Source organism: Vreelandella glaciei, from assembly GCF_013415125.1.
Lineage (GTDB): Bacteria > Pseudomonadota > Gammaproteobacteria > Pseudomonadales > Halomonadaceae > Vreelandella > Vreelandella glaciei.
Genome location: NZ_JACCDE010000011.1, coordinates 20,973 through 38,446, shown reverse-complemented (window position 1 = coordinate 38,446; position 17,474 = coordinate 20,973). Strand labels below are relative to the sequence as shown.

At 50.8% G+C, this 17,474-nt stretch carries 16 protein-coding genes; 3 read left to right on the top strand and 13 right to left on the bottom strand.

Going from position 1 to position 17,474, the window contains the following annotated elements:
• Positions 1–171 precede the first annotated feature (171 nt).
• Positions 172–393, bottom strand: coding sequence for a DUF4019 domain-containing protein (locus tag HZS80_RS23970; RefSeq protein ID WP_340162614.1), 222 nt, complete (start codon positions 391–393; stop codon positions 172–174).
• A gap of 338 nt (positions 394–731) precedes the next feature.
• On the opposite strand from HZS80_RS23970, the gene HZS80_RS09130 reads away from it, so the two are divergent.
• Positions 732–1,475 carry a class I SAM-dependent DNA methyltransferase gene (locus HZS80_RS09130; RefSeq protein WP_179915871.1) on the top strand — a complete coding sequence of 248 codons (744 nt, stop codon included), beginning with the start codon at positions 732–734 and terminating at the stop codon, positions 1,473–1,475.
• 41 nt (positions 1,476–1,516) lie between these two features.
• On the opposite strand, the gene HZS80_RS09125 is transcribed toward HZS80_RS09130, so the two are convergent.
• From HZS80_RS09125 to HZS80_RS09110, 4 genes are all read right to left on the bottom strand, one after another.
• The gene (locus HZS80_RS09125; RefSeq protein ID WP_179915870.1) at positions 1,517–2,002 is read right to left on the bottom strand and encodes a YehS family protein; all 486 of its coding nucleotides are present in this window, start codon (positions 2,000–2,002) and stop codon (positions 1,517–1,519) included.
• A 94-nt stretch (positions 2,003–2,096) separates the two neighbouring features.
• Positions 2,097–2,519: a Replicative DNA helicase gene (locus HZS80_RS09120; RefSeq protein WP_101144978.1), complete on the bottom strand. Its 423-nt coding sequence runs from the start codon at positions 2,517–2,519 to the stop codon at positions 2,097–2,099.
• Positions 2,520–2,687: 168 nt separating this feature from the next.
• On the bottom strand, positions 2,688–3,113 hold the full coding sequence (locus tag HZS80_RS09115) for an N-acetyltransferase (RefSeq protein ID WP_179915869.1): 426 nt from the start codon (positions 3,111–3,113) through the stop codon (positions 2,688–2,690).
• A gap of 285 nt (positions 3,114–3,398) precedes the next feature.
• On the bottom strand, positions 3,399–3,824 hold the full coding sequence (locus tag HZS80_RS09110) for a VOC family protein (RefSeq protein WP_179915868.1): 426 nt from the start codon (positions 3,822–3,824) through the stop codon (positions 3,399–3,401).
• Positions 3,825–3,933: 109 nt separating this feature from the next.
• Between HZS80_RS09110 and soxR the strand changes: the two genes are divergently transcribed.
• Positions 3,934–4,407 (top strand): redox-sensitive transcriptional activator SoxR, encoded by a 474-nt coding sequence (soxR, locus tag HZS80_RS09105; protein ID WP_179915867.1) that lies wholly within the window; start codon positions 3,934–3,936, stop codon positions 4,405–4,407.
• 162 nt (positions 4,408–4,569) lie between these two features.
• A complete protein-coding gene (locus tag HZS80_RS09100; RefSeq protein WP_179915866.1) occupies positions 4,570–5,766 on the top strand; it encodes a DEAD/DEAH box helicase in 1,197 nt (398 codons plus the stop codon).
• 56 nt (positions 5,767–5,822) lie between these two features.
• Here the strand turns inward: HZS80_RS09100 and rho are convergent, their stop codons facing one another.
• From rho to HZS80_RS09060, 8 genes are all read right to left on the bottom strand, one after another.
• A complete protein-coding gene (gene rho / locus HZS80_RS09095) occupies positions 5,823–6,779 on the bottom strand; it encodes a transcription termination factor Rho (RefSeq protein ID WP_179915865.1) in 957 nt (318 codons plus the stop codon).
• Positions 6,780–7,162: 383 nt separating this feature from the next.
• Positions 7,163–12,424, bottom strand: a complete 5,262-nt coding sequence (locus tag HZS80_RS09090) for an ATP-binding protein (RefSeq protein WP_179915864.1) — start codon at positions 12,422–12,424, stop codon at positions 7,163–7,165.
• 226 nt (positions 12,425–12,650) lie between these two features.
• Positions 12,651–13,667, bottom strand: a complete 1,017-nt coding sequence (locus HZS80_RS09085; RefSeq protein WP_179915863.1) for a hypothetical protein — start codon at positions 13,665–13,667, stop codon at positions 12,651–12,653.
• Positions 13,668–14,335: 668 nt separating this feature from the next.
• Positions 14,336–14,545: a BrnA antitoxin family protein gene (locus HZS80_RS23440; RefSeq protein ID WP_246361836.1), complete on the bottom strand. Its 210-nt coding sequence runs from the start codon at positions 14,543–14,545 to the stop codon at positions 14,336–14,338.
• The gene (locus tag HZS80_RS23435) at positions 14,538–14,831 is read right to left on the bottom strand and encodes a BrnT family toxin (protein ID WP_179915862.1); all 294 of its coding nucleotides are present in this window, start codon (positions 14,829–14,831) and stop codon (positions 14,538–14,540) included. Before HZS80_RS23435 ends, HZS80_RS23440 begins: the two co-directional genes overlap by 8 nt.
• A 138-nt stretch (positions 14,832–14,969) precedes the next feature.
• Positions 14,970–15,581, bottom strand: coding sequence for a cob(I)yrinic acid a,c-diamide adenosyltransferase (gene cobO, locus HZS80_RS09070; RefSeq protein ID WP_179915861.1), 612 nt, complete (start codon positions 15,579–15,581; stop codon positions 14,970–14,972).
• Between the two features lie 46 nt (positions 15,582–15,627).
• Positions 15,628–16,068, bottom strand: coding sequence for a YtoQ family protein (locus HZS80_RS09065; RefSeq protein ID WP_179915860.1), 441 nt, complete (start codon positions 16,066–16,068; stop codon positions 15,628–15,630).
• Positions 16,069–16,156: 88 nt separating this feature from the next.
• Positions 16,157–17,470 carry a cobyrinic acid a,c-diamide synthase CobB gene (locus HZS80_RS09060; protein WP_179915859.1) on the bottom strand — a complete coding sequence of 438 codons (1,314 nt, stop codon included), beginning with the start codon at positions 17,468–17,470 and terminating at the stop codon, positions 16,157–16,159.
• Positions 17,471–17,474: the final 4 nt, after the last annotated feature.

Here is a 17,474-nt window from a genome sequence, read left to right as displayed (position 1 = left end):
AGCAGCTATCAATACGCTCAAGGGTATCTATTCAACGTAGCACCCGCAGTGAGCTTCGTCATGAACAACGTGATAGCGGGCGGTTAAGCGTAATAACGCCTAACCGCAGGAGGCTATGCTAAGCAACAGCGATGGCTGGAAGGACGTTCGAGGAGGTTGGCTGGGAGTTGGTTAGTTGACGTAATAGCCGCTTACCTTCCAATCGCCCCCTTCTAGGTGAGGCGTGATAGTTTCGGTAATCTGAGGCTTTTTTTCAAAACGGGTCTGGAACGTAAACACCGCATAATCACCAAAAGGCGCGCCGGGCATAGACGTTTCACGGATAACACGTATTCGCCGCCTGGACTCAACCGCCCCAAAATCACGCCGGGCAGAGTTGAGGATGCCTCCCACGCTTGTTCATACTCACCGCTGTCGATGGCTTCAAGCCACGCCAGTGCTGCCGCTTCAGCCGCATCGGTGTGCGAATGCGCGTTCGTGGTGAGCAAGAGAAGCAAGGTAGCAATGATAAAGGTCACTGTTTTGGACATAGCAAACTCTTGTGGCAGCCAGGGTTAATTGTGCGTCTTAAGTCATTATCGGAAGCTGGGGAAATTTCTTTAGCGTTAATCCCGCCTAGCGGCGACTAATGATAGAAAGGGATTCACCTGTCGTGGTCCGCGCTTCTCAAACCCCACCTGCTCGTTTACTATGCGCCACCCAACCTATCCAGCCCTCACCTTTAGGCGACCATGTCCGTCAACGCCCTCTATACCGACCTTTCCGGCTACTACGATTTGATGTGCGTAGACATCGACTACCAAGCACAAAGTAACGCCATTCGACGGCTGCATCAGCTTTTCGGTAACGACGGCACCGCCCATCTGGATTTAGCCTGCGGCACCGGCCCCCACGTGCGCCATTTTATTGATTCTGGTTACACCAGTGGCGGGCTGGATATCAATCAGCCGATGCTGGATATCGCCGCTTCACGCTGCCCAGAAGCCCAGTTCACCTTGCAAGACATGAGCACGTTCGACGTTAGCGAACCTGTCGATTTAATCACCTGCTTTTTATACTCGATCCATTACAGCGACGGGGTTGAGAAGCTAGATGCGTGTATTTCTAGCGCGCACCGCGCGCTCAAGTCTGGCGGAATTTTCTGTTTTAACGCGGTCGATAAAGACAAAATCGATAACGGTTTATCGGTTAAGCACAGCGCCAAACAAGCAGACGATATATTCACGTTCCGCTCAGGGTGGCACTACAGTGGGCACGGTGAAAGGCAGGCGTTAAGGCTCAGCATTGAAAAGACCAGCGCCGGGGCCACCCAAGTATGGAACGACGAACACTCCATGGTGGCGGTGAGCTTTGTAGAGCTAACCGCCCTGCTAACGCCTTACTTTGAGGTGCATGTGTTTGAGCATAACTACGAGACCATCACCCCGTGGGATACTGTTTCGGGCAATGCGATTTTTGTCTGTGTGAAGCGTTAACGCTTGAAAGCGCATCGGCGTTAACCTTCTGCCCTAACGATTCAGGCTTCTGAATCTGAATCATTAGAACTGGGCCGTAGTTGGCGCTGAACGCCGAGTAAAAAGTTACGCAGCACCTGATCTTTGCACTCACGATAATTCTTGTGGCTTGGCTTACGGAAAAAAGCGCTTAACTCATGATTGCTTATACGGAAGCCTGCCAGCTCAAAAATAGCCAGAATATCGTCAGCCTTCAGGTTTAAGGCAATGCGCAGTTTCTGGAACACCATGTTGTTGTTCAACTGCGTCTCTGGCGCGGGCTGCGGGCCTTCGCGCTTGCCACGCTTGAAGCTGATAAAGCCGTTCAGAAACGCCGCCAGCTCTCTGTTTTTCATCGTTACAAAGGCGTCGTCTTCATCCTTTTTCAACCAGGCAGTGACCTGCTCTTGAGCCACGCTGACTTCTGCCAAGGTGAAAATATCCACGATGGTGCTGTCTTTTAAATCAAAGGTGTAACGTATGCGGCGAAAAATATCATTATTGGTCAAAATAGTGTCCCTAGTCTTAGGCAAACCCAGCACAATCAGGCGTTATGTGCATCTACGTCTATCATCAATATCACTAACATCAGCAGCTTAACAACTAACCTGATGTCAGCTTTCCAAGCAGCTCATCAATTTCGTCTTTAAGCTCGCCATCTTCAATCTTGTTGGCAGTGACTTGGGCCTTTTTAAGATTGTTGATCGCCGCATCAGTTTGACCAAGCTCAACCTGCAGCTTCGCCATGGAGAACGCGATGGATGACATATGGTCTTTCGAGTTAACTGCAACGGCCTTTTCAAAGGCTTTTTCGTAGACTGCCAGCGCCTCATCCAGCTCTTCCGTGAAGTCAGCCAACGTTTCCCACTGCTCAGGGTGATCCTTATCGGTGTTTTCGTTCTCGGTGCAGATCGCTTCCAACTGCGCATAAAGCGCGTCAAACGCCTCTCTATCCTCTTTATCAGCAGCCTTCATGAGTTTTTCAGCGAGTTCGTAAACCGCTTTGTATATTTTGGTGTTAATCATGAACGACTACCTTTTCTCTATTAAAAACAGTAACAAGTAAAAACCTGCTAAAAATCAACGTTTATGGAACCGCCCACTCGCGTGGCCGGTGACATTATACCCTTTGAGGATAGCGCTACGGGCGTTCATTTTTCGGTTTTTGTAGCAAGACCAGACCGGTGACCGCTATTAACAGTAATGCTCCATGATGAATTCAGGTTGACCCGTTTGCTCATCAATCTGCTCACCGATTGAAATGAACCCATGCTGTTTATAGAAGCTGATACTGGGCGTATTCTGACTATAAACACTGAGCTGCAAACACGACCTTCTGCTCTTGGCATCATCCATCAACGCTGATCCTATCCCTTGGCCCTGAAGGCTGGGTAACACAAAAACGGCTGCCAACGTACTTCCATAGAGGCAGTAAAACCCTGCTATCTGCTCATCCGCTTCATAGACAAAGGTCTCCGATGCAGGAATGTATACATCACGCATTTCGCTAACTTTGGACTGCCAATATTCTGACCCAGCAAAGGAGTGAGCTTTAATCGAGGCTGAAAGCCAGATATCCAAAATGTGCTCAATATCCGCCTCTCGGTATTCACGAATCATCTAGATGTTCCTAATCAGGGTCATCGGCGCCAAAGGCGTTACAGAAAAGCTGCCGAGCCCTGGGATAGGTTTGCACCGGTACCAGGGCTAGGCAGCTTCATAAAATAAGGCGGAAATGCTTTGCCTTCCTTAAGGTAAATCTGATTCTTCAAGAAAATGAAGTATTTTCCTTCCATTTCTACCGAAAGCAAAAAGGGATTTTACCAGATTATTCAACAATATTTTTAGGCGCGGAAAATCTCAATTGTTCACCGGTCAGCACCCCGTAGAGCGCTGACCTGCTTATTACTGGGCATCGCGGTTTAAATTTCGCTCAGCCGGGATGTCGCTCAGATACTCGACAAACTCCACTTCAAACCCAGCGGGGTCGACAAAATAGACATTTTTGCGAAACGGCTCCGTCGCGCCGGGTTTGGCGATGGCATAACCTGCGTTATTTAACCTAGCCACAACGGCATCCAGGTTATCAGTCACATAGGCAAAATGGGCCAGTCCTACGCTGTGGCCTTTCAGATCGCGGTTCTCCCCTTCGCCATGATTGCTTAACGCCAAGTAATGTTCGTCGTCCCCGAAGTGTATCCATTTACGTGGTTTGCCATACCACTCGCCATGGCCTTCATCGCGCACCCTCCAGTGTGGAAATACGGTGCGGTAAAAATCCAGCATGGCATTCATATCATCAACGACCAGATTCACGTGTTCCAAGTACATAAGAGTCTCCTTGCGTTAAGTGAAATGGCAGGATAAAACCTCAACTTCACTTGAGGTAAAGCAGTTTTTGCGAAAAAATAGCAAAAAAGATTAAGGCATGGGATAGGTAATGGCAGAAACAATCTGGAGTGTCGGTAAGGTCGCTAAGCGTTGCGGTATTAAGGTCAGTACCCTGCACTTTTACGAGCAACAAGGTTTGATCCAAAGCTGGCGCAATGCGGGCAACCAGCGCCGCTATAAACCGGAAGTACTAAGACGGATTTCGGTGATTAAAGCCGCACAGAAAGTTGGCGTTAGCTTGGAAGAGATCAAACAAGCTTTTGAATCACTGCCCAATAACCGCACGCCGACGGTGGAAGACTGGCAACAGCTTTCAAAAAATTGGCAGCAAATGCTTGATGGCCGTATAGCTTACCTGCAAAAGCTGCGTGATAACCTGGCAGGCTGTATCGGCTGCGGATGTCTGAGCATGACCAGTTGCCCACTTTATAACCCGGATGACAAGCTGGCTGAGCTCGGTAGCGGGCCAGTGCTTTTGGATCAGGCTGAGCAGCGGGCTGGGTTGGATCGATTGACCAGTTAACATTCACAAACCGCCTGATGATGGTTGATGTTAGAATTGTGACGCCAAGGATTGGCTTCTAGCGCCTCAATCCGCCTCCGCTTCAGAGGTCGGCTGCTTTTACCTTATACTGCCTCATCTTTTATTTTCGACACACCTTACGACAATCTGTCAGGGCGCCTTATGCCATTTGCAAAACTGGGGTTATCTACTCCACTTGTTCAAGCGATTACCGAACTAGGTTACCAAACGCCAACGCCCATTCAGGAACAAGCGATTCCTGCCATTCTTTCGGGTAACGACTTAATCGCCACCGCACAAACAGGCACAGGCAAAACCGCCGCCTTTGTTCTGCCTCTATTAGAACGATTCAGCAACGCGGGGACGTTACGGGGAAAACGCATACGTGCGCTGATTCTCGTGCCCACCCGTGAGTTAGCGGTTCAGGTCGAAGCCAACGTGGCTCAATACGCTAAACACACGCACTTAACCTCCATGGCGATGTATGGCGGTGTGGATACGGAAGCTCAAAAAGCGCGCCTAATCGAAGGCGTCGATATTCTGGTCGCCACGCCGGGCAGATTGCTCGATTTGGCCCATCAGCGTGCGCTGCACTTTGATGAACTTAAAGTCATGGTATTGGACGAAGCGGACAGAATGGTCGACATGGGTTTTGCCGACGATATCCATAAAATCATAGAACGCTTACCTGAAAACCGTCAGAACCTGCTGTTTTCGGCCACCATCACAGACGACGTACGGGCGCTGGCCTACGATTTCTCCGATAGCAAGATGACCGATCTGGCGGCTGAAATATCCATTTCTCCCAACGTTCGCGCCGCCGCTAATGTCAAACAATGGCTAATTACAGTCGACAAAGACACTAAGTCCGCCTTGTTGAGCCACTTAATTAACGAACAACAGTGGGATCAGGCGCTTATTTTTACCGAGAAAAAACACAATGCGGCCAAGCTTGTTGCTCAGCTGGAAAAACGCGGCATCACAGCGGACTCCATTCATGGCGATAGAAGCCAAGCCATGCGCGAAAAGATTTTGGCCCAGTTCAAATCTGGCGAGCTAAAGTACTTGGTCGCCACGGGAGTTGCCGCGCGAGGTTTGGATATTGATGAATTGAGCCGGGTGGTGAATTACGATTTACCTTTTAAGCCAGAAGAGTACATCCACCGCATTGGCCGAACCGGCCGCGCGGGCACCTCAGGTGAAGCCATCTCGTTGGTAGACATGAGTGACTTTAAAAACCTTTGTGCCATTGAAAGACGTTTAAAAAGTATTATTGAGCGCAAAGAGATTGCTGGCTTTCCGGTTCGCAAAGCAGTACCTGAATCAAACTTGAACTACAGTAAACAAAATAATCGTTAAAAATTACCCAAGAAGCTCACCTTTTAAAAAGATGAGCTTCTTTTATTACCGATATTTTACAAATCTGGTAAAAACGCATCTAATAGCTCGGCATTAGTGGGATATTTATCCAATAACGCAAGCAACTTCTGCGCGCCTTCTACTGGCTTAAGCGTTGTCAAACCTCTACGCAACGTTCTTACTTTTTCAATATCTTTTGCATCAATCAAAAGCTCTTCTCGACGAGTACTGCTTTTGGCAATATCAATCGCAGGGAAAATTCGTTGATTGGCCACATCCCGGGATAACACCAGTTCCATATTGCCCGTGCCCTTGAACTCCTCGAAAATCACCTGATCCATACGGCTTCCCGTATCCACCAGCACGGTGGCCAGAATGGTGAGCGATCCGCCGTTTTCGATCTTTCTCGCGGCGCCAAACAGTTTTCGGGGTATTTCCATCGCTCGGGAATCCAGCCCACCCGACATCGTACGGCCATTGCCTCGCTGCTCGGCATTATGGACGCGCGAGAGTCTAGTCAAAGAATCGATCACAATCATCACATTATGACCTTCGCCTGCTTGCTTACGAGCCTTCTCAAGAAGCTTATCGGCCATATGCACATGGTGTGTGTAGCTCTCGTCTGAAGACGATGCATGTACTTCTGCCGACACACTGCGCTTAAAATCGGTCACTTCTTCCGGGCGCTCATCAATCAGTAAGGCATAAAGCTTTATGTCAGGATGCGCGTCTGCCACGGCCTGACAAATATGTTTTAACATCGTCGTTTTGCCAGAGCCCGGCGGCGCCACAATCAACCCTCGTTGACCCATCCCAATGGGCGTAATCAAATCCATCGCCCGCACATTACGCTCTTGAGAGCCAGGCTCTAAATAAATGCGTGGGGAAGGATGGATGGCGACGCCATTTAAAAAACGTTTTTCTGGATCATTAGGGAATTGATCTTCAATTTCGTCGGTGTGTTTGGCATCTACCTGTTTTTTCGACTTCAAACCTAGTATTTTTCTCGCCATATTATCGATGTATCGCCTTGAATAACCTGGATTAATAGAATACTGAATTTATAAGAACAACTGCATCATAGGCCAACTGGCTGGTCGCACCGCTGCGCTACTTGGCATGGAAAACGGATAAGCCTAACTGGTACTCAAAGGTACCGGGGTGGAGCTGATCTTAATAGTTGAGCACAACCATCGCGTTCTAATCGTGGTTATAGAACTTGAAGCGCGGCATGCTGGCGCTTCTCTTCTTTCTTCTCGATCCGACCAAAACTTAGGCGTCAGCGTAGTTTTTCTACAGGTTCAACGCTAGCCATCACCGGCGGGGGTTTAGCGCAGTGGAAGCCCTGTCCGTGTGCATGTCCTTGTTCAGCTAGCCACCCTTTTTCCCCCAGATCCTATTTAGCCCTCAGCATCTTGTCCTGTAATTCCAAAGCCTGCGCAACTTGTCGATCCGACATCGACTTGAGAAGAGTTGAGAATTGCTGTCGGACCTCCGTATCAGACAGGATCAGGCGAGAGTTGTATTGCCAGTCGTACTCAAGCAAAGTTAGCAAGGCGTATTCCAGATGATAGAAGTCGCGCCAGTGCCAATCTTCAAATTGATGTGATATCTCCGCAAGTTTCCGCACTCCTTCACGCAGGTAGTCGACCGCCGACGGGTATGTCAGGAAACGCGCGAAGGCACTGGTGGCCTCGGGATGTGGAAAGAATTCTTTCGTCCATTGTTCGAATTCGGGCTTCATCTTAGCAACATACGATCGATACTTTTCTTTCTCAAAGTACCCGTGGCCGAAGCTACTGAACCCCATCAAATGGCGAAATAATTCGTCATCTGATCGATGGTTCCGCACATCGGTTTGTCTCCAGTTTTGTTTCGTCCACGCGAAGGCGATCATTTCCTTCCATTCTCTAAAGAAAGCGGATTCGCACCCTTCAACTTGCAATCCGTGAATGAACCAAGCTGAGATAAACGAATCCACCCAATGCACTCGCTCCAGTCCGAATGACAGGATTGGTTCCCATAGCTGTCGAGCAGAACACATTTGCGCGATCTTTGGAATCACTCCGGCAACGAGGTCGAATATCCAAGTGCTCAACTGTCCTGGGAAAGCGAAGAATGTGTTGTCGTCGTCATCATCGAATAGAGCTTCGTCGATCCCGCCGAGAGGACGCAAGATGCCTAGTAGGAGAGTTTCAAGAGTTGTGATCCATCCCGCCAGCTCGTTGGGATCAATCGCGTCTTCCGTTCTTTCGAGCCAGCAAAAGCCGGCTCGCAATTGCATAGGCTCAAACCCGTAACCGCGTTTGATCCGACTTGCAATCGAAGCTTCAACCTCTTCGGAGCTGGGCTCGTCGTATGAGATCGCGTGTTGCTGGCGAACCATCTCAAAGATTGTTTCAGTGGCATCTTCAGCGATCTCGCAAAGGTTTGGGATTTCTGCTGGCAACGATGACTTTGTAAATTGGTCGACCAATTTGTTGAAATGTTTGTCGATGTCATAATCAATATCTGGGCAGTCCCAAAAGCTATTTCCGCCGTGCGTTACCGTGTCGACGTTGCGTATTCCTGAGGAAACAAGAATCAGACGTTGCAAGCGTCGGAAATCATCACCAAGAGACTCTCGTTCATCAAACGCGAAAGTCATCAGATCCTGAATGACGCTATAGTTAAATGCCAAAGCAAAATATGCGCAGAGACTTCTGATTCCCTCGTGAGTAGGATCCTCAGCAAGCATTTGTGGAATCAGCATTGCAGCAAAATTATCCCAGTGATAATTGCTGACGGACTCAGCAACGTGGAACTGAGGATGCGGGGGGCGGTTATTCAGAACGTTGATGAGTTTTTCGACACACCATTTCTCGCGTTCCGGGTCAGCATCAATCCAATCTTGATGCAAGATCGCCAGGACCGCGATTCCACCAACAATTGCGTCTTCGGGTCTGTCCCCGCGACTGCGAGCCTGTTCAGCGTCTTCGGCGATACCTTGCAGACGTGTCCAAAAGGCTTGCAGCTCGGAAGGTTCCATTCTCTTTCTCTCGTCAATCTTTTTTCGACATGTCAACGGAAAAGTGAGAACCGCCATGTGTTTCTCGTTCACTTCGCGAACTTCAGCGAGTCTTTGCGTCCGTTCCTCCGGCTCAACAAAGTCAATCGCGATTCCGTTTTCGCATTTCCGCATCTGCCAATTGCTTTCGTCAAATCGTAAAGCGATGCTCTCAAGAAAATCGGCCTCATCCGACTCTCCTTGGTTCTGAAGCTCTTCAGCCCATTGGGCCTGTGCCTCAATCAGAATTGAGCGTGCATCTCCATCGCTAAGGAGTTGTTGAAACAGTACGTCGCCGAGAGTTGTCTTTCGATGCTCAAGAGTGTGCCATTCTCGAACCAAATTCCAAATCGACTCTCCCCATCGCGTCCACTGCATCATTGTCATACCGAGTAACGATTCGAGTTGCTGTAATCTATAGTTCTCCTCCCAAACCTGAAGCTGCCACACCGGAACCAATGCACGTAGTTCATTATTGAAGAGTTTTGGCGACTTACGACCGACTGCCGCCAATACACCCAACAGCGCTGTACTCCGCGACGTGCTCAATATCTGCTGGACAGCGGGCGCGATTGATTCTTCGTGTTCCAGACATAAATAAAGCCATCTCTCCAGCGCCATCAGCGCCGGCACAACTACGTTTGGAGAACGAGCTGAATCGCGATACCAATAGTACGCCTCACTAGAACCGAAAAACTCGACGTCTTTGCCATCAACTGAAACATGAATTGATGGAGGTGGCTCGTCTCGGTTGTCGATCCAACGATCCGTTACAAAATTTAGTAGGGCAACGATCGTTTCTATCCCTTTCTCTCTGCTGGTACGTAGAAATGACAAGAATGGGCCGAGGAAATACATTGGCGGCGACCAATCAGGTTCGGCGTCAACGTGAAGGAATTCATCGAGTACGCTATCAAAAGAATCGCGATACTGTGGCAAAGGCTCTCGAATCAGAAGAGCGAGCAACACTTCCTTGCCGATCTCGGGACGTGCTGTGAACAAGTACTGAAGCGGATTGCTACCAGCTAAGAAGCCGTCATGGACGCTGTGGTTTACGCGGCGAAGTGGCCCATCGGGCCATGGATCTGCCAGCGGGCCGCGCGGTCCCAATAGGGCCGCAACACCATCCTCGTCCTCGGTTTTCAGCTCGTCTGATCCATCTTCCTCATCGACTGCGAAAAGTGTATTCTCACGTCGCTCAACGAGAGCAAGTGCAAGTTCAGAAACCTCAATCGGGTAAACGGATGCAGCGGTCAACAAACGTGAAAACACGCTCTCGCACAAATCGCTTTCCGTCCGCCAATCCTGCGATCGGATTTCGGCAATGATGTGTTGGGCCGCGTCGAGCAATATTTGCCCAGCTTCAGCACGAAGAGGCCAGTTTTCTCCCGAATACCTCAGCCAAAGGTCTGCCATTTGGGTCACTTGATCCGGCGCAATTGGAATCGCTTCGGTACTTTTCTCAGACAAGACTCGCAACATGGGGAGCCAGAGAGGCCAGAAAGGAATTCGCCGCTGTGCGGCAAGTCCCAGCTCGCTCGCATACAAAGGGTCGGGTAGCGTTGCTACATACAGGAACCGAGTCAGAAGACGGTTAAATAGTTTTCCTTTACTTGCCACTAGCGTTGGCCACACTTGTCCGATCAAAGTTTCAGCATTTCCCGCAAACGTAACTGATTCCAAGACCAAATCGCTTTCGACTTTGTATTGATCGTCCGGCGACAACTTAAAAATGAGCTGTTCCCAATGTTCGACTTGTGATTCGTTTTCGAGTAATCGTAAACCGAACAGGCGAATCGCACGGTGCCAACGGGGATTCAGTGAATACTCTGCTGCGAGGCGCGCAATTTCCTCTTGCCGACTCAACAGAAAACGGGTTCGCGCCCAATCCCCCAAAAGATCGTGTTCAAACCCGAGTCTTTCATCGCGGCTCCAGATGACCTGATCGGCTATCAAATTCTGCGAAAGCTGACATTCGCTGTTGTCGAAATCGCCGACCGGAACGGCTGCCAAGAAGTCATTCGCTTCTGCGCACGCCAACTTTTGCATGAAGCGCGAACGTGCCGTGCCGTCCGGGCCATTTTGGATGTGCTGCGTCCAGTACCATTCGAGGATGTCAGTCTCGCCGACCCAAGTCATGGTTTCTGTACCCACACCAGCGTTCGACAAAACCAAATCGAGCATTTTTAAATTTGAGAACAGGCTTGCCAAATGTGGACGCAATAACATTGGCGAAATTGTGGGGAATGCTTCAACGATCTGATCGCGATGGCGTTTGAATTGAAACTCGACCATTTCGACCGCGACGTTGAGTCCTTCGCTGTATTCTCGCTTAAGTTCGAAAAGTGTGCGTTCCCACGAATCGATGACACAAGTGAACACGAAAGACCATGCAGTTGAATTTGTGTTCGATCTCGACCGCCGCAGCAACACGGCTAAATTAGATAGCCCCCCTTGGGTAAGCCGCTCGACACCGTCGACAACTATAAAGCCCGCTTGTCCAATCGACTGTTCAACTAGTTCCGGAAAAGAATAGGTAAGACCTAGATCGGCAAACTGTAAAGATATTGAAGTAGCATTGAGATCTGCGGGTGTGAGCCAAACAACATGGCCATGAGAAGCTGCTTTAAAAGCGAGTTGTTTTGCCAGTACCGTTTTCCCAGAACCGCTAGCACCGACTAATGCAGTAATCGGCTTCTTACACTTCGGAAACTCCGCTTGGTCTCGTATAAGTTCAACGCTACCGGCCAGTCGATCTCTCACACGTTCAGTACGTATTGTGAAATCGGCCGAAATCTTGGCCCAATCAGAAACATAGTTAGGAAACTCTTTCAGAGCGAATTGACGACGCAGTCGATTCGCCAAATCTGCTCGTGTCAAATCTCCGCCTGACGTAGCCAATTCCCTCGCAAGTTGCTTCAGTTGAGTCCACAAAGAAATGGCCTGCAGCTGCCCGCCACTCCGGAGCAATTCCATGCATCGAAGGATGCACTTGTTTTCATCCTCAGAAGGCTCGCTTCCAAAATCGAATTGGAAGTGTCGTAGCCGCTTTAGTAGTTCAGTGGTGTCTGCTGGAGTTTTGGCAGTATCAATTGCCAGCGGACAGTGAAGACTGGCGAAAATGGATCGCTCGATGTCATTTGAATAGTTGGCGGTTTCAAGTCTTGCTGCAAAATGAGAAGAGTCCGCTTCGATTGCCTTTGTCAGCAATCCATCCCATGCCGTCTTCACCTCCAGCTCAATGGTTGACGTCACGAGCGAAAGATAATCCGAACTCAAGTCAAATTGCTGCGTTTCTACATGAAGCAGTTGCTCCCATACGGCCTCTCTAAAGTCTGCCGGAAAGCCAGATACCGTGATCTGCGTATTGCTTTTTACGGAAGCCGCAAGTGCACACATACTACCATCTGACCGCCGAAGCATGAGCACTAGGTCGTCGAGAAACCAGCCATCCACGCGTTTCTGAAATCGAACTGCCTCAACTTGCCCGTCTTCAGCGCTCAGGGGGTAATCACCAGCAAGCATCTTCAGCAGAAACGACGCCGATACCTTATCCTCAAATGTGTATCCACCACCTGCAGTCTGCTTTGGTGTAGCTACGTTTCTTGCCACATTTTTCCCTCGTCTGCTATCGGAACGGCTTTAGGGCAACTTGAGCTAGTGTTCGTTTGGTTGGTCGCTTTCCTCATTGGTTGTTTCCGAACGCCTAAGTTCAGGTGCATTTGAGGCGCCGTCCGCTTCTGCGGCAGCAAAAGTGGGCGGTGGATCGAATGTCACCTGCAGCGATTTGTTATGTGTCTCTGGCAGGGAGCTAGCCAGCCTATGCTCTAACAGAAAACTATGACATCGGCACAAGTTGACCTCCCATCAGCATTCCAAAGCTGTACCTGACATGTGGGTGCCTGCGTTGGTCTGGCGCGAGCTCCATGACGTGAACGGGGAAGCCGGCAGCTTGGCCTACGTTTCGGGCACCCAAGAAGACCACCATAAGCTCGACGACATTTACCAATGATTTGATGCTGCTATCGAAGAATTCCGCAACCTGAGATTTGGGCATCGAATCCTTAGGATAAATGACCTCGATAGTGGGAGGAACCAACATATTATTTCGGTCAATGCTGAAATCGACGACAACGAGACGCTGTTCCGGACGAGGATGCTCAACGCAGTTGCGAGCGTTTCTGATCAATTTTAGGAATCCTATCGAATCCGCCAGAAATTGAGAAAAGTTGTCCAAGCCTTCAGGTCCCGATTCGATCTTTTTCTTCAGGCTATCCCAACCACCTGAGCCCACATCTGGATAGAATAGCTGAACGGTTTTGAATAGCTCTCTCAGTGCATGGTCGGTACGCTGGAGATATTCATTGCAGCTGGCCTCAACATTGCCGACTGAAGGCAGGACAAACGACCTGTCGTGATGGATCTGTGGATCTACTGAACCTAACGCTTCAGACTCCAATTCATTGTGCCTTCGAATTATCTGCTGTGCTCCGGCAATGTCTTGCGCGATACGCAGAACCAGATCAAAAGCTCGCCGCCCGGCATCTGCATCAAAACAAGAACTCATGAACAGCTGGCGAGCTGTGAGAACCACCGCACCCACCCACGAATCTGCAGCACCAAAAGGAAGAACTCTCTGAATTGTATTCGGCACAGAGGGATTGCTGCGCTCCGGATCAATCTGATCAGCAAGAGCAATTTCGTAGATCCCGTGATCCTTTACTACCAAGAGCCGGTCGCCCGTAGAAATCATCTCCCGAATTGGCGTTTCGTCGTCTGACGTGTTGATTTTCAATGAACCAGCACTATCGCGTAGACGGTCGATAGGACGTTGCTTATCAGACGTACGTTTCATAGGGTCGGACACCCCCCCTCATAAAGACACACAACAGTGATTAGACTGCGCGTCCTAGTACTGAACAAACGCGTTGCTCTATTCAACATTCTTATCACGCGCGCCGAAACACCTCTTACCATCTGATACTTAATAAAATTAAAAATAATTTATCAGTAAATCCTAAATTCACGTACGCACTCGCTTTGCTGAGCTAATCATACTGTATTCATAAAACTGGCTTAGGTCACGTGGCTTTGCAGAGCATCGTGCTGGAGCAGGCTTTGGGCAGCTAACGCTGCCTTCGCGCCGGGCCGCCGCTGCGAATGCCTTTTGGCTTGCTCCTAGCCAAGCGTTACGCCACGCTACGAGTATGCAATCCTTTGATTTTATGGGGTTCACACTCGCAATAGTGACCTAGCACTCTATTGGGCTGGATTGTTTATGTGGGGGGGGGGCGGCATCGCGCGCTGAAGCGCCCGCCCACAACACCAAGTCAACACCACTAATGCTGTGGTTGGGTTTGTGGGAGGCGCTTTGGGTTTATGCTTTGAGGACGTAGCGTAGGGTTTCGACTACTTGTTCTGTGGTGCTGAACTAGGCATGGGCTCCGGCATCGACTGCTTTGAGCGAACAAATAAGATCTTCGCAATGCAGGGTGATGTAAGGCTTGGCCACCGCCGCGCCGTTTATTTCCACTCAAGCTTAAGGTCTTTATGTGACTGGGCGCAGTCGCGCAGATAAAGATTGATCAAGCTCTGATAGGGAAGGTCTTTTTCTTCCGCCAGATGCTTGAAATACGCGATGGTATCTTCATCCAGCCGAATCGTGACCTGCTTTTTAAGCTTCTTGGCGTATGGGTTTTTGACTGACTCTGCAAAATCGTAATGTTCACGCATGTCTGTACCCTTCGTAAGTTTTTCGCTCTCGTTTATTCGCCTTGCGCGCTGAGATAATTCGGATTGTTTCTCCGTCTCTAACGCAGTGGCACACCACCAGTAAACGGGAATGAATGCTCGTTCCAAGGAGTATGAACCGATCCTCCTCTTCAGAATGATCGGGATCCGATATAAGTCGGCCAAACTCGTCCGTGAAGGCAGTCTTTGCCTCTTTAAAAGAAACGCCATGCTTCTTGCAGTTAGCGGCGTCCTTATTGGGATCCCACTCAAAGGTAAGATAGCTCATGCATTATATTGTAGTTACATTGTATGTATTAGCAAGACACGGGGAGTTGCTGGTTCACAAGACCTAACTGCCGTGGGCTGAAATTCCGCCCATCAAAAAATCCCCTCTGCCTTCCCCCTCACCCTTTACACCTCTCGCCTAAAGCTCAATCCCCTTCTGAGCTTTAATGCCCTGATCTTTAAAAGCATGCTTGACCACTTTCATTTCAGTGACGGTGTCGGCAAGGTCGATGAGCTGTTGTGGGGCGTAGCGGCCGGTGACGACGGCGTGCTGCATTGCTGGGCGGGCTTGCAGGTCGTCGAGTACTTGATCGAGGTCTAGGTACTCGTAGCGCAGGGCGATGTTGAGTTCGTCGAGCAGGACCAGGTGGTAGCTTTCATCCTGAAGCATGCGTTTGGCTTCTGCCCAGGCGGCGTTGGCGGCGGCGACATCGCGCTCGCGGTCTTGGGTGTCCCAGGTGTAGCCCTGCCCCATTACGTGGTAATCCACGTTGGGTAGGTTGCGGAAGAACGCTTCTTCGCCGGTACTAAACGCGCCTTTAATAAACTGCACCACGCCCACTTTCATACCGTGGCCTAGGGCGCGGGCGAGCATGCCAAAACCGGAGCTGCTTTTGCCCTTACCGGGGCCGGTGAGCACTAGCAGCACGCCCTGCTCTTTATCGGCGCGGGCGATGCGCTCGTTCATGATTTTCTGCTTGGCCGCCATGCGCTGGGCATGGCGTTCGGGGGTTTTGGCATTCTCGCGCATGGGGTGTCCTCGTTAATGAAGCTCTTTATCAAGCTCTCTACTACATTCAGGCTTTTAGTACGTAGCGCAATGTCTCAACCACTTGATCGGTCGTGGTGCACCAGGCTTGGGCTTGCGCGTCGACTTCTTTCAGCGGGTGAACGATGTCTTCGCTGTGCAGCGTGATGTAAGGCTTGGCCAAGGCGGCGCAGTAGCCTGCATCGAATGCGGCGTTCCACTGCTTGTACTGCTCGCCAAAACGAACGACAACGAGGTCGGCCTGCTCAATCATGGTGCGGGTGCGAATGGCGTTGACCTTGGATGACTGGTGATCACGCCAGAAGCCATCATCCGGTTTACCCAGGTGGTCCCCGGCGGCATCAGAGGCTGCGTGGTCCGTTACCGGCGCGGTGAACACGATATCCAGGCCTGCTGCATCAGCGCCGCGCTGAATCTCTTCGCGCCAGTTAGTGTGAATCTCGCCGGAAAGGTAGACGTAAAAGCTCATGGTGTTCTCCTGCTGAGTTGCATTCAGTTATGAAAGGCTCACAGCATAGCGCAGATCAATTTTATGGAAAAATCTTCCACATATTTCGTTAACCGTTATTGATGCTGATTGGCTGCCCAGTAAAAATATCCGCGACCAGCTTGGGCGCAGAGGGGAAGTAGCCGTGGAAGTAGCTTGCCACCAGCCCGCCTTCGCGATAAATCGGTTCGGCTTCGCTACCGGCCAGTTTGCGGGTGCGTGCTAGCGGCGTCATTGCGGTTTCAAGTAACGAGTGGTGATAGGTATGGCCGCGTAGCTCGCCTGCCCCGGCGTGTAGGCTTTGCAATCCTAGCGCGGTGAGTTTACCGGCCATTTTCGCGGTGCCGTTAAGAAGCCCTAGCATGGCGTGGCATTCACCTTCGCCATCCACCAACTGCTCAACGCAGGCCATCAGGCCGCCGCACTCTGCAAGTATCGGTTTGCCCGCGCGGTGATGGGCGCGAATCGCTTCTAACATGCTGTGATTAGCGCTCAATTGAGCCGCGTTAAGCTCCGGGTAGCCGCCCGGCAACCAGAGCGCGTCGCACTCGGGTAACTGGTGATCAGTAAGCGGTGAAAAGAAGCTGACCTCTGCGCCCATTGCGCGCAGCACGTCTACATTGGCGCGGTAGATAAACGCAAAGGCGTCGTCTCGGGCAATCGCAATGCGCACGCCAGTAAGGTAATCCGGTACCGGCGTTGGAGATTCCGCGCTAAGCGTGACCAGCTTGGGCAACCGGCCTAAGCCCGCCTCTTTCAACACCTCGGCGGCGGCATCCAACTGCGCATCCAGGCCGCTCAATTCGCTGGCCTGCACTAAGCCCAAATGACGATCGGGAATTTTCATTGCCTCATTGCGGGGAATGGCCCCCAGCAGCGCAATGCCTTCCGGCATGCTATCGGCAAGTAGCTTACCGTGGCCGGGGCTGCCGACGCGGTTGGCGATTACTTCGTGAATGGCAAGATCGGGATGGTAGTTGGCCAGGCCTTGAGCCACGGCGCCAAAGGTTTGCGCCATGCCCCAGGCATCAATCACCGGCAGCGCGGGAATGCCTGCCAAGATTGCCAAATCAGCGCTGGAAGGCGAGCCATCAAATAACCCCATGGAGCCTTCGACCAGAATCACATCTGCTTCCTGGGCGGCTTCGGCTAAGCGCCAGCGGCACTCCTCTTCGCCGGTCATCCAGGGGTGAAGCTGATACACCGGCTGACCGGAGGCCACTTCCTGAATCATGGGGTCAAGGTAATCGGGGCCGTGCTTGAACACACGCACGCTAAGCCCGGCATTGCGATGAAGCCGTGCCAGCGCCGCGGTGACCATCGATTTCCCCTGGCCGGAGCCGGGTGCGCTGATTAACGCCGCGTGTGCTTTGCCCTGAAACATAACG